This is a genomic window from Pseudomonas sp. (assembly GCF_002796985.1).
GTDB lineage: Bacteria > Pseudomonadota > Gammaproteobacteria > Pseudomonadales > Pseudomonadaceae > Pseudomonas.
In genome coordinates this window covers 56,145-69,136 of sequence record NZ_PEKX01000020.1, presented here as the reverse complement: position 1 = coordinate 69,136, position 12,992 = coordinate 56,145, and the positions used below count along the sequence as shown (strand labels likewise).

Annotated in this window: 11 protein-coding genes; all 11 read right to left on the bottom strand. The window is 65.9% G+C overall.

Translation table 11 applies throughout. The features are described from left to right. Positions 1-96: 96 nt before the first annotated feature. Entirely contained in the window at positions 97-1,386 is a 1,290-nt protein-coding gene (gene purD, locus CTR55_RS22695; RefSeq protein ID WP_296289577.1) for a phosphoribosylamine--glycine ligase, read from the bottom strand. 236 nt (positions 1,387-1,622) lie between these two features. Further along, the gene (gene purH / locus CTR55_RS22690; RefSeq protein ID WP_296289575.1) at positions 1,623-3,224 is read right to left on the bottom strand and encodes a bifunctional phosphoribosylaminoimidazolecarboxamide formyltransferase/IMP cyclohydrolase; all 1,602 of its coding nucleotides are present in this window, start codon (positions 3,222-3,224) and stop codon (positions 1,623-1,625) included. Positions 3,225-3,311: 87 nt separating this feature from the next. Then, positions 3,312-3,632 carry a DNA-binding transcriptional regulator Fis gene (gene fis, locus CTR55_RS22685; RefSeq protein WP_024766365.1) on the bottom strand — a complete coding sequence of 107 codons (321 nt, stop codon included), beginning with the start codon at positions 3,630-3,632 and terminating at the stop codon, positions 3,312-3,314. Further along, complete coding sequence (dusB, locus tag CTR55_RS22680) at positions 3,629-4,636, bottom strand: tRNA dihydrouridine synthase DusB (RefSeq protein ID WP_296289570.1); 1,008 nt, start codon at positions 4,634-4,636, stop codon at positions 3,629-3,631. Before dusB ends, fis begins: the two co-directional genes overlap by 4 nt. Before the next feature lie 222 nt (positions 4,637-4,858). After that, on the bottom strand, positions 4,859-6,454 hold the full coding sequence (locus CTR55_RS22675; RefSeq protein WP_363711608.1) for a DUF3426 domain-containing protein: 1,596 nt from the start codon (positions 6,452-6,454) through the stop codon (positions 4,859-4,861). 60 nt (positions 6,455-6,514) lie between these two features. Next, a complete protein-coding gene (prmA, locus tag CTR55_RS22665) occupies positions 6,515-7,393 on the bottom strand; it encodes a 50S ribosomal protein L11 methyltransferase (protein WP_296289568.1) in 879 nt (292 codons plus the stop codon). A 191-nt stretch (positions 7,394-7,584) separates the two neighbouring features. Further along, positions 7,585-8,934 carry an acetyl-CoA carboxylase biotin carboxylase subunit gene (gene accC, locus CTR55_RS22660; RefSeq protein WP_296289567.1) on the bottom strand — a complete coding sequence of 450 codons (1,350 nt, stop codon included), beginning with the start codon at positions 8,932-8,934 and terminating at the stop codon, positions 7,585-7,587. A gap of 17 nt (positions 8,935-8,951) precedes the next feature. Beyond that, on the bottom strand, positions 8,952-9,413 hold the full coding sequence (gene accB, locus CTR55_RS22655; RefSeq protein ID WP_296289565.1) for an acetyl-CoA carboxylase biotin carboxyl carrier protein: 462 nt from the start codon (positions 9,411-9,413) through the stop codon (positions 8,952-8,954). A 24-nt stretch (positions 9,414-9,437) separates the two neighbouring features. Then, positions 9,438-9,881 carry a type II 3-dehydroquinate dehydratase gene (gene aroQ, locus CTR55_RS22650; RefSeq protein ID WP_207882439.1) on the bottom strand — a complete coding sequence of 148 codons (444 nt, stop codon included), beginning with the start codon at positions 9,879-9,881 and terminating at the stop codon, positions 9,438-9,440. Positions 9,882-10,030: 149 nt separating this feature from the next. Continuing rightward, on the bottom strand, positions 10,031-11,881 hold the full coding sequence (locus CTR55_RS22645) for a protein-disulfide reductase DsbD (protein ID WP_296290352.1): 1,851 nt from the start codon (positions 11,879-11,881) through the stop codon (positions 10,031-10,033). Positions 11,882-12,042: 161 nt separating this feature from the next. After that, positions 12,043-12,951 (bottom strand): LysR family transcriptional regulator, encoded by a 909-nt coding sequence (locus CTR55_RS22640; protein WP_296289562.1) that lies wholly within the window; start codon positions 12,949-12,951, stop codon positions 12,043-12,045. Between the last annotated feature and the right edge of the window lie 41 nt (positions 12,952-12,992).

Here is a 12,992-nt window from a genome sequence, read left to right as displayed (position 1 = left end):
GATTATAGCCAAGTGTGCTGAAGGCCGTAATCCATCCGGGCACGCGGGGACCGGTGTGGCGGAGGCGTCCGACAGGGAACGCCTCCGCCCGTCGGATCAGCCCTCGCCGCGCTCGCGGGCGATGGCGCGATAGCCGATGTCCTTGCGGTAGAAACTGCCGTTCCAGCGGATCTTCTCGGCCAGACGATAAGCCTGTTGCTGGGCAGAGGATACGGTCGGGCCGATGGCGGTGGCGCACAGCACTCGGCCGCCGGCGGTGACGATCTGGCCGTCCTTCAGCGCGGTGCCGGCGTGGAACACCTTGCCGTCGAGCTTGGCCGCTTCGTCGAGACCTTCGATGACATCACCCTTGGCGTAGTCGCCCGGATAGCCGCCAGCGGCGATCACCACGCCCACGGTCGGACGCGGGTCCCAGGTGGCTTCGACCTTGTCCAGCGCCTTGGCCAGGGCGGCCTCGACCAGCAGCACCAGGGACGATTCCAGGCGGACCATGATCGGCTGGGTTTCCGGGTCGCCGAAGCGGCAGTTGAACTCGATGACCTTGGGCTTGCCGCTCTTGTCGATCATCAGGCCGGCGTAGAGGAAGCCGGTGTAGACGTTGCCTTCCTCGGCCATGCCGCGCACGGTCGGGTAGATGACTTCGTCCATCACGCGCTGGTGCACGTCAGCGGTCACGACCGGGGCAGGGGAGTACGCGCCCATGCCGCCGGTGTTCGGGCCGGTATCGGCATCGCCGACACGCTTGTGGTCCTGGCTGGTGGCCATGGGCAGTACGTTCTTGCCGTCGACCATGACGATGAAGCTGGCTTCCTCGCCGTCGAGGAACTCCTCGATCACCACGCGCGAACCGGCGTCACCGAAGGCGTTGCCGGCAAGCATGTCGCGCACCGCGTCTTCGGCTTCGGCCAGGGTCATGGCGACGATCACGCCCTTGCCCGCGGCCAGGCCGTCGGCCTTGATGACGATGGGCGCACCTTTCTCTTTCAGGTAGGCCAGCGCCGGCTCGACTTCGGTGAAGTTCTGGTAGTCGGCGGTGGGGATCTGGTGGCGCGCGAGGAAGTCCTTGGTGAAGGCCTTGGAGCCTTCCAGCTGGGCGGCGCCGGCGGTGGGGCCGAAGATGTCCAGGCCACGGGCGCGGAACAGGTCGACCACGCCTTTGACCAGCGGAGCCTCGGGGCCGACGATGGTCAGCTGCACGTTCTTCGCGGCGAAATCGGCCAGCTCTTCCAGGGCCAGCACGTCGATGGCGACGTTCTCGCACTTGGCTTCGGTGGCGGTGCCGGCGTTGCCCGGCGCGACGAAGACCTTCTGTACGCGCGAATCCTGCGCGACCTTCCAGGCCAGCGCGTGCTCGCGACCGCCGCTACCGATGATGAGTACGTTCATTGGAGTTCTCCTGAACAGTTCCGGACCTGCCGGATTCCCGGGTATCGCTTCGCTCCACCCAGGCTACGAATTCTCACGATCGAATCGCGCTTTTCACGACCGATCTCAAGGGGCGCGAGCGGGCCTGCAGATGCAAGGCGCCCGGTCCTTCACCCAGCGGAGTTGCCTTCTGGCAATGAGCATGGGGGAAGGGCCGGGCAACGCCGCAGATGCGGGTCCGAGCGCGTCCTTACCGCTTAGTGCCTAAAGTGGCGCATGCCGGTGAACACCATTGCAATGCCGGCTTCGTCGGCCGCGGCGATCACTTCGTTATCACGCATCGAACCACCCGGCTGGATCACGGCGGTGATACCGGCCTTGGCAGCATTGTCGATGCCGTCGCGGAACGGGAAGAAGGCGTCGGAAGCCATGACCGCACCCTTCACTTCCAGGCCGGCATGCTCGGCCTTGATGGCGGCGATGCGGGCGGAGTTCACGCGGCTCATCTGGCCGGCGCCGACACCCACGGTCTGCCGCGCCTTGGCGTAGACGATGGCGTTGGATTTGACGAACTTGGCGACTTTCCAGGCGAAGATCAGGTCGTGGATTTCCTGCTCGCTCGGGGCGCGCTGGGTAACGATCTTCAGGTCATCGGCGGTGATCATGCCGATGTCGCGGCTCTGTACCAGCAGGCCGCCGTTGACGCGTTTGAAGTCCCAGCCGGCAGGCCGCTCGGCCGGCCACTCGCCGCACTCCAGCAGACGCACGTTGGCCTTGGCCGCGACCACGGCACGGGCGGCTTCGGAGACTTTCGGGGCGATGATGACTTCGACGAACTGGCGCTCGACGATGGCCTGGGCGGTCTCGCCGTCCAGTTCGCGGTTGAAGGCGATGATGCCGCCGAAGGCCGACTCGGTGTCGGTGGCGTAGGCCAGGTCATAGGCCTTGCGGATGCCGCCTTCGTTCTCCGGGACCACGGCCACGCCGCACGGGTTGGCGTGCTTGACGATGACGCAGGCCGGCTTGACGAAGCTCTTCACGCATTCCAGCGCGGCGTCGGTGTCGGCCACGTTGTTGAACGACAGCTCCTTGCCCTGCAGCTGGATGGCGGTGGAGACGCTGGCCTCGCCGCCCTCGACGTAGAACGCCGCGCTCTGGTGCGGGTTCTCGCCGTAGCGCATGTCCTGGGCCTTGATGAACTGGCTGTTGAAAGTGCGCGGGAACTGCAGGCGGTTCTCGGTGGACAGGGTCTCGGCATCCTGGTCGATGGTGCCCAGGTAGTTGGCGATCATGCCGTCGTAGGCGGAGGTGTGCTCGAACGCCTTGAGAGCCAGGTTGAAGCGCTGGGCGTAGGTCAGGCCGCCGTCCTTCAGGGCCGCGATGACGCCCTGGTAGTCGGTGGAGTTGACCACGATGGCGACGTCCTTGTGGTTCTTCGCAGCGGAACGGACCATGGTCGGGCCGCCGATGTCGATGTTCTCGATGGCGTCCGGCAGGCTGCAGCCGGGCTTGGCCACGGTGGCGGCGAAGGGGTACAGGTTGACCGCGACCAGGTCGATCGGCTTGATGCCGTGCTCTTGCATCACCGCGCCGTCGATGTCGCGACGGCCGAGGATGCCGCCGTGGACTTTCGGGTGCAGGGTCTTCACGCGGCCGTCCATCATCTCCGGGAAGCCGGTGTAGTCGGCCACTTCCACAGCGGCGATGGCGTTGTCCTTGAGCAGCTTGTAGGTGCCGCCGGTGGAAAGGATCTCCACGCCAAGGGCTACCAGCTCACGGGCAAAATCGACGACGCCGGTCTTGTCGGAAACGCTGATCAGCGCACGGCGGACGGGCAGGCGGGTGGTTTGGTCGGTCATAACGGCTTCCACAAAGGCTTCGGGCTTTTCGCGTGTCAGGCGCGAGCCCGGCTGACCTTGCGGTCGCGGGCCTGCGCCTGTCACCTGTCAGAGAAGATCGTACTGCTTGAGTTTCTTGCGCAGGGTCCCGCGGTTCAGCCCCAGCAGTTCGGAGGCTTTGGTCTGGTTACCCTTCACGTGGTTCATGACGGTTTCCAGCAGCGGTGCTTCGACTTCGCAAAGCACCATGTTGTACACGTCCGTGACCGGCTGCCCTTCGAGATGGGCGAAATAGTTATGCAGTGCCTTTTCCACGCTGTCGCGGAGGGTCTGCCCCTCCTGCGTCGGAGTGGTCAGGTGCTGTTTAAGGTTGGCGTTGTCGCTCACGGGTGTCATTCCACTCACTAATGTCTCGGTCATCGTTGTCATGCGGCCACCCCATCTCCGTTATTGTGGCGCTCGGCGAAGAACTGCCTGACGCTGGCGCTTTGTGCATCCGTGTCCTGCAAACGATTGAACTGGGAACGGAACTCCGCCGCTCCCGGTAGGGTTGCGAGGTACCAGCCCACATGCTTGCGGGCAATTCGCACACCCATTTCCTCCCCATAAAACGCATGCAATGCAGCGAGGTGTTCGAGCAGGATGCTCTGCACCTCGTGCAGACTCGGCGCCGGCATCAGCTCGCCGGTGCTCAGGTAATGATCGATTTCGCGGAAGATCCAGGGATTGCCCTGGGCGGCGCGGCCGATCAGCAGGGCATCCACGCCCGTCTGCTCGAAAACCTGCCGTGCCTTGCGCGGTGAATCGATATCACCATTGGCAAAGACCGGAATCGAAACCGCCTGCTTGATCGCCGCGATGGTTTCGTACTCCGCCTCGCCGGTGTAGAGGTCGGCACGGGTCCTGCCGTGCACCGCCAGCGCCCGGATGCCCGACTGCTCGGCGATCCGCGCCACCGTCACACCGTTCTTGTTCGACCGGTCCCAACCGGTGCGAATCTTCAGGGTGACGGGAACCTCTACCGCCGCGACCACCGCTTCGAGGATGTCGGCCACCAGCCGTTCATCCTTCATCAGCGCGGAACCCGCGGCCTTGTTGCAAACCTTCTTTGCCGGACAGCCCATGTTGATGTCGATGATCTGGGCGCCAAGCTCCACATTGCAGCGTGCGGCTTCCGCGAGCATTTGCGGGTCGCCGCCGGCGATCTGCACCGAACGCGGCTGATCCTCGTGGTCGTGCTGCAGGCGCAGGCGCGACTTGCGGCTGTTCCACAGGCGGACGTCACTGGTGACCATCTCCGAGACCACCATGCCGGCGCCGAGGCGACGACACAGCTGGCGGAACGGACGATCGGTGACGCCGGCCATCGGGGCCAGGATCAGTCTGTTGGGCAGTGTGTAGGAGCCGATGCGTACCACCGACTGGTTTTCCATGGTCAATGGGGCGGGAACACCGATGCGCCGCGCGTTACGAGAGTCGCGGTTGCGTTTCGGGGCCTGCCACCGGTGCTAGCAAAAAAGGGAGGGCATGATACCCGCTCTCGATGACCGGATAAAGGCGATTTTGGATAAATTCTGAACAGCTTCGGGCTTAGCACCCAAGGTAGGAAGACGAGCGGAACTGGCGCATTCAGGCGCTTTGAGCTACACGCCGGATCATTCCGGCGAGTGGAAGCTCAGGCTGTAGTTCACCGCTTTCGGGCCGGGGTCGAGGATGTCCAAGGAGATGTGGATCGGCGTTTGCGGCGGCATCTCACTCTGCCCGGCGAGCTCGCCCGAGAGGTACTCGCTGGGCTTGAAGCGGCGGCTGGCGATCAGTTGGCCGTTGAGGTCGGCGAAGCGCATTTCCAGCAATGGGAAGGGCTGGGAGAAGTTGGCACGGTTGTAGATGATCGCATCGACCACCAGCGCGCCGCTGAAGTCCGGGTGGCTGCGCACCACCAGGTTGCTGCTGCGGATCTGCTCCACATCCACCTTGGACGGCAGGGTGCAGCCCAGCTCCGGGCAGGCCTGGGCGAACCAGGGGCGGTACTGGTCCTGGCGGGCCAGTTCATCGAAGTGATAGGCGATGTACTGCCCGGCAAGGCCGGCCAGGGCGAGCAGTACCAGCAGCAACCAGAGCAGGCGCAGGCCCCAGCGGCGCTTGGGCTTTTGCCAGTCCAGCTGCAGCGGTTCGTCGCTCAGGTCATGCAGGCCATCGTTGCGCAGGCCCGGATCGGCGCGGCGGCTGTCGCCGCGCGGGTCGGCCAGCGGCGGCTCCTCGTCCTGCTCATCGTTAGCGTCAGGCTCGTCGTCACGGCGGGCGCTGAAGGCCGGCAGATCGTCCTCGTCCGACTCGACACGCAGAGGGGGCGAGTCGAAGCGGGGTTCGTGCTCGGGCTCTTCCTCGGGCTCTTCCGGCTCAGGTGCCTGCTCGGCCACCAGGCGTGCGCTGGCGGGCGACTGTTCTGGCTCGTCGGTGGGCAGTTGGCCGAGATTGGGTTCCTGGCGGGAGGCGCGGTGGGTGCCGTTTCGCTCCTCTTCCAGCAGGGCTTCGGCCCAGCGTTCGTCGTGCGGGTCGCGCTTTTCTTCCTGGCGGGCCAGCAGGGCTTCGCTGGGGCGCGGCGCGCGCTCGATGCTGAGGAATTCCTGGGACAGTTCGAACTCATCGAGCTTGGCCAGTTCCTCGTCGAGGTTGAGGCTGTCCAGGTCGAGATCGTCGTGGATCCACAGCGTCTCGTCCTTTTTTGCCGCAGGTTTGGCCGGTTCGCTGGGCGCCGTTGCCGCCGGGGCGGTGGTGGTGACGGCCGCGATAGCCGGGATGGACTCGGCAGCCGGCTTCGCTTCCACCTTGGGCTCGGTAGTGGCCGGTGTTTCCGCCACGTCGCTGGAGTGCCGTGCGGCGTGCGGCGCCAGCGGCCAGCCAAGGGTGGCGGTGCCGGGGGCGCTGGGAGCGGCGGGCTTTTCCGGCGCGAAGGTGCTGTAGGTCGGCGCAGCAATGGGCGTCGCTGCGACCGGCTCCGGGGCTTTCGCGGGGGCAGGCTGTGCAGCCGGCTCCGGCGCAAGGCTCGGCTTGGGCGCTTCGACAGGCGGTGTGGCAACGACAGCCGGTTCCGGAACCAGGGTCGGCTCGCCGACCATGTTCTGCGGCGCGCTGAACACCTTCAGGCAGGTCCCGCAGCGCACAGCACCGCTGGCCGCGCCCAGTTGCGCCGAGTTGACGCGGAAACGGGTCTGGCAATGGGGGCACTGTGTGATGAAGCTTTCGCTCATGCGGCGGTCCGGCGGAAAAATCTGGCGGTTAGTCTAACTCAAGCCCCGTACGGCGGGCACTCAGCGGCGGCGGCCGCTGATGCGGATCCAGCCATCGCGTTCGGCGGTCGGGTCGAGGTCGAAGGCGTTTGCATAGGCGGCGCGCACTTCCTCGGCCTGCTCGGCAAGGATGCCCGAAAGGGCCAGCAGGCCACCGGATTTCACCAGCCCGGTGAGCTGCTCTGCCAATGTGACCAGCGGACCGGCCAGAATGTTCGCCACCAGGACGTCCGCCTGCGCCTTGGGCAGATCAGCGGGCAGGTAGACGGGGAATTTCGCCGGGTCGATACCGTTGCGCGAGGCGTTGTCGCGCGAGGCTTCCAGGGCCTGCGGGTCGATGTCGGTGCCGACTGCCTGCTCGGCGCCCAGCAGTAGCGCGGCGATGGCGAGGATGCCCGAGCCGCAGCCGAAATCCAGCACCTGCTGGCCGGTCAGTTCCTGGCCGTCGAGCCATTCCAGGCACAGTGCGGTGGTCGGGTGGGTGCCGGTGCCGAAGGCCAGGCCCGGATCGAGCAGCAGGTTCACCGCTTCCGGTTCCGGGGCGTCGTGCCAGCTCGGGACGATCCACAGGCGGCGGCCGAAACGCATCGGCTTGAAGTTGTCCATCCAGCTGCGTTCCCAGTCCTGGTCCTCGATGCGCTCGATCTGGTGCTCCGGCAGCTCGCCGCCAGTGAGCAGGGACAGGTGGGCAATCAGCGCCGTCTCGTCGGTATCGGCCTCGAACAGCGCGAGCAGGTGGGTGTGGCTCCACAGTGGGGTGGTGCCCAGGTCCGGCTCGAAGATCGGCTGGTCTTCGGCGTCCATGAAGGTCACGGAAACGGCGCCGACTTCCAGCAGCGCATCTTCATAGGTTTCCGCCTGATCCGGGGTGATGGCGAGTCGGACTTGGAGCCAGGGCATGGGGCGGTACCTCGATCGTGCTGGGATGCTACTGGAATAGACAGCGGGCCGCCTGGGCGGCCCGCAGATAAAGGCGGCAAGCTTACTGCACGGCACCTTGCCATGCCAGCGTGCAGGGGCCGCAAAGCACAAGGGCCGCCCGGAGGCAGCCCTTGTGATGGAGCGAGGCGGAGCAGGTTTTCAACAAGCGCTTAGTGCTTGTCCATGCCCAGCTTCTTCTCCAGGTAGTGGATGTTCACGCCACCTTTGCAGAACTCCGTGTCGCGAACCAGCGTCTTGTGCAGCTCGGTGTTGGTCTTGATGCCATCGACGATCAGCTCGTCCAGCGCGTTGCGCATGCGCGCCATGGCTTCATCGCGGTCCTTGCCGTAGGTGATGACCTTGCCGATCAGCGAGTCGTAGTTCGGCGGTACGGCGTAGCCGCTGTACAGGTGCGAATCCACACGCACGCCGTTGCCGCCCGGTGCGTGGAAGTGCTTCACCCGGCCAGGGCTGGGCATGAAGGTCTTCGGGTCTTCGGCGTTGATCCGGCATTCCAGCGCATGGCCACGGATGACCACGTCTTCCTGCTTGATCGACAGCTTGTTGCCCGAGGCGATGCTGAGCATCTCCTTGACGATATCGATGCCGGTGACCATCTCCGACACCGGATGCTCCACCTGCACGCGGGTGTTCATCTCGATGAAGTAGAAGCGGCCGTTCTCGTAGAGGAACTCGAAGGTGCCGGCGCCACGGTAGCCGATTTCCACACAGGCCTGGACACAGCGGGCCAGCACTTCGGCGCGGGCCTTCTCGTCGATGCCCGGGGCTGGAGCTTCTTCCAGCACCTTCTGGTGACGACGCTGCAGGGAGCAGTCGCGGTCGCCCAGGTGGATGGCGTTGCCCTGGCCGTCGGAGAGGATCTGAACTTCCACGTGACGCGGGTTGGTCAGGAACTTCTCCAGGTAGACCATCGAGTTGCCGAAGGCCGCGCCCGCTTCGGTGCGGGTCAGCTTGGCGGACTTGATCAGGTCTTCCTCTTTGTGCACCACGCGCATGCCGCGACCACCACCGCCACCGGCGGCCTTGATGATCACCGGGTAACCCACTTCGCGAGCGATCGCCAGTGCGGTTTCCTCGTCCTCGGGCAGCGGGCCGTCGGAGCCCGGTACGGTCGGTACGCCGGACTTCTTCATGGCGTCCTTGGCGGACACCTTGTCACCCATCAGGCGGATGACGTCGGCACTCGGGCCGATGAAGGTGAAGCCCGAGCGTTCGACCTGCTCGGCGAAGTCGGCGTTCTCGGCGAGGAAGCCGTAGCCGGGGTGGATACCCACGGCGCCGGTGACCTCGGCCGCGGCGATGATCGCCGGGATGTGCAGGTAGGACTGCGCAGCCGGGGCCGGACCGATGCAGACCGCTTCGTCGGCCAGCGACAGGTGCATCAGCTCACGGTCGGCGGTCGAGTGCACGGCCACCGTCTTGATGCCCAGCTCCTTGCACGCGCGCAGGATGCGCAGCGCGATTTCGCCGCGGTTGGCGATCAGTACTTTTTCCAACATCGCAGGTTCCCCGCGCTTTAAACGATGGTGAACAGGGGCTGGTCGAACTCGACCGGCTGGCCGTTCTCCACAAGGATCTGACCGATCACGCCACTGGTCTCGGCCTCGATGTGGTTCATCATCTTCATGGCTTCGACGATGCACAGGATGTCGCCTTTCTTCACGCTCTGGCCGACTTCGACGAAGTTGGCGGAGGTCGGCGAGGCAGCGCGGTAGAAGGTGCCAACCATCGGCGAGCGCACGGCGCCGGCAAGGTTCTGGGCAGCCGGGGCGGCTTCGGCGGCAGGAGCGGCGGCAGCGGCAACCGGAGCGGCGGCCGGCGCCGGAGCGTAGGCAGGGGCAGCGGCGTAGATCGGCTGGGCCGGAGTCTTGCTGTGACGGCTGATGCGTACGGACTCTTCGCCCTCTTTGATCTCCAGCTCGTCGATACCGGATTCTTCGAGCAGCTCGATCAGTTTCTTGACTTTACGGATGTCCATCAGTGTTCGCTCTCCCAGGTGAGGTCACGGGCGTTCAAGTTGTTCAAGGGCGGATTCCAGGGCCAGGCGATAGCCTGTGGCTCCCAGACCGCAGATCACCCCTACCGCCACGTCGGAGAAGTAGGAGTGATGCCGGAAAGGTTCACGTTTGTGCACGTTGGAGAGGTGCACTTCGATGAATGGGATGCTCACTGCGAGCAATGCGTCACGTAGCGCGACACTTGTATGCGTGAAAGCGGCCGGATTGATCAGGATGAAATCCACGCCTTCGCTGCGTGCGGCGTGGATCCGGTCGATCAGTTCGTACTCGGCGTTGCTCTGCAGGTGCATCAGGTGGTGGCCGGCCTCACGGGCGCGGCGCTCCAGGTCCTGGTTGATCTGCTCAAGGGTGACGGAGCCGTACTTGTCGGGCTCGCGGGTGCCCAGCAGGTTGAGGTTGGGCCCGTGCAGTACCAGTAAGGTCGCCATCTGGATGCGGTAGTCCTTGTTCTTGGCGGAAAAAGAGTGGGCGGGACTATGCCGGAAAGCCGGCGTGACTGTCCAGTCATGCCGGTTTTGCCGTAGATGTCAGCATGTTGCCAGCCGATTACGGCAAAACCGTTGCAGTCAAACTGTGATCAGGAGCGCGTTCCCGCCTGTTTCAGGTGGTCGGCGAGGGTGGCGGCGTCGGTTTCGCCGATGATGCGCAGGTCGCTCCATTCGTCGCCTTTTGCCGAGAAGAACAGCAACGCGGGCGGGCCGAACAGGTTGTAGCGGTCGAGCAGGGCGCGCTGTTCTTCGGTGCTGGCGGTCATGTCGAAGCGCAACAGGACGAAGCCCGGCAGCTGCGACTGGACTTCCGGCGCCGGCAGCACCTGGCGCTCGATGATCTTGCAGCTGATGCACCAGTCGGCGTACCAGTCCAGCAGCACCGGGCGACCGGCGGCCTGGGCGCTGGCCAGCGCGGCATTGAGCTGCGCCGGGGTCGTGATGTTCTGCCAGTCGCCGGGAGTGGAGCTGGGCGGGCCGGCATGGACGCTGACGCCGCTGCGGCCCAGCGGGTGCAGCGGGTCGGATTCGCCGCGCAGGGCGCCGGTCCAGGCGGCCACCGCGTAGACCAGCAGCATCAGGCCAAGCAGTTGGCCGAGGCGTTGCAGCGGCTTCTTCGGCCCCAGTTCAAGGGTGCCGATGGCCAGGGCGACGCCGCCCGCCAGGGTGCCCCAGAGGGTCAGCGCCACGGGGCCTGCGACCAGGCGTTCGAGCATCCAGATGGCTACGGCCAGCAGCATCACGCCGAAGACATTGCGCACGCCGTTCATCCAGGCGCCGCTCTTGGGCAGCAGCGCGCCGCCACCGACGGCGAAGATCACCAGCGGCGTGCCCATGCCCAGGCCCAGGGAGAACAGCAGCATGCCGCCACCCGCCGCATCGCCGGTGCTGCTGATGTAGAGCAGCAGGCCGGCCAGCGGGGCGGTGACGCAGGGCGACACCAGCAGGCTGGAGAGCACGCCCAGGGTGGCCGCGCCGGCAATGGAGCCGCCGCGGGTGTTGTTGGCCAGGTTGTCCAGGCGCTCGCGGACGAAGCCCGGCAGGCGCAACTCGAACGCGCCGAACATGGCGATGGCGAAGACCACGAAGAAGGCTGCGAAGGGGATCAGCACCCAGGGAGATTGCAGCATCGCCTGCAGGTTGAGCTTGGCGCCGAACAGGCCCATCAGGGTGCCGAGCACCGCGTAGCAGGCCGCCATCGGCAGCACGTAGGCCAGCGACAGCGCCAGGCCGCGCATGCCGCCCGGGCGGCCGCGCAGCACCACTCCGGAGAGGATCGGCAGCATCGGCAGCACGCAGGGGGTGAAGGTCAGCGCCAGGCCCAGCAGGAAGAAGATCACCAGCGCGCGGCCGAGTTTCTTGATCTTGCCCGGCTCGTGGTCGCCCAGCAGGCTGGCCAGCGGATTGCTCGAGCCGACGGCGGCCTTGGCGACGGACGGTGCAGGGCCGCTGACGACGCTGGCGGCCTGGCCGTCGGCGATCTGCAGGCGGGTGGTTTCCGGCGCGTAGCACAGGCCCTTGTCGGCGCAGCCCTGGTAGCTGACGACCAGGGTGAAGGGCTTGTGCTGCGGGTTCACCAGCGGCACGTCGATGTCGGTGATGGCGTAATAGACCACCGTGTCGCCGAAGTAGTCGTCGTGGTGCTGTTTGCCCGGCGGCAGCTTCACTTCGCCGACGCTCACGCCACTGTCGGCGGGTTCGACCTTGAAGCTGAAGCGGTGCTGGTAGAGGTAGTAGCCGTCGGCATTGATGAAGCGCAGCTTCACCTGTTGGCTGTCGCTGTCCTCGACACTGACGCGGAAGGCCTCGGCCACCGGCAGGAAGTTGCCCTTGGCCGGCTGGGCGACAGTGAGGCTGCCCTTCTCGGCGGGTTTGTCGAACAGGCCGGCGGAAGCGGGCAGGGCGACCAGGAGCAGGAGCAGGGTGAGCAGGCGGCGCATGGACATCTCGCGGACTACGTAATGGGCGGGCATATGGGTGGCGGGCATGATAGCGGAAAGCTTCCGGTGCGGCCCGAGGCGTTGCCGGATGAGCTGTCACAAGAAGTGATCGCGGCTGTGGGACTGCGCCTACAAGTCTCGGTTCCCGTGGCGCCGCCGCGTCAATCGGCCGCGTGCTGACCAAAAGCTGCCAGCAGATCGCTGACGAAGGCCTGCTCGGCGTCGCCGGGGTGGCGGCCACGGTGGCGGGTCAGGCTGAAGGCCACGTCGAAGCCCAACTCGTCGGGCAGCAGTTCACGCAACTGGCCGCGCTCGACCCACGGCTGGGCGACGTGTCTGGGCAGGTAGCCGATGTGCGCGCCGGAGAGGATGAACGCCAGGCTGCCGTCCACCTGCTCGCAGCGAGCGCTGCTGCGGCTGGTTTGCAGCGGCTCGTCGGCGGCGATGAAGCGGTAGGGGTGCAGCACCTGGTCGGCATCGGCCAGGGAGTCGCGGCTCGGCTGCTTTTCGCTGAAGGCGGGATGCCCGATGCCGCAGTACAGACCCTGGGGTTCGCTGAACAGCTCGACATGCTCGAGCGCTGCCTGGGTGCCGGCGAAGTAACCGACCGCCAGGTGCAGGCGATCCTGCAGCAGCAGGCGTTCCAGCTCGGCGGGCGCGGCGGTGATCAATTCCAGGCTGACTGCCTCGTTGCGCTGGCGGAAGCGCCGGATCGCTCCGGACAGCTGCGCGAGCACTTCCACATCCAGCCCCTCGGAAAGCCCGATGCGTACCTCGCCCAGCAGCTTGTCGGCCACGCCGCGTGCCTCGTCACGGAAGCCCTCGATGGCAACGAACAGCCGCCGGGTTGATTGCAGCAGGTGCTCGCCCTTGGGCGTCAGGCGGAAGCCGCCCTTGCCGCGCTCGCACAGGCGATAGCCCAGGCGCGTCTCCAGCTTGGCCATCTGGATGCTGATGCTCGGCTGGCTCAGGCCCAGCTCGCCCTGCGCGGCGCTGAAGCCGCCGCACTCCACAACGGTGACGAACAGCCGCAGCAGCTGCAGGTCGAGGTCGCGCAATTGGCTGAGCATGGTCGTCTCCAAACATTGCCGTAGTGAAATGCCAAAGTAAT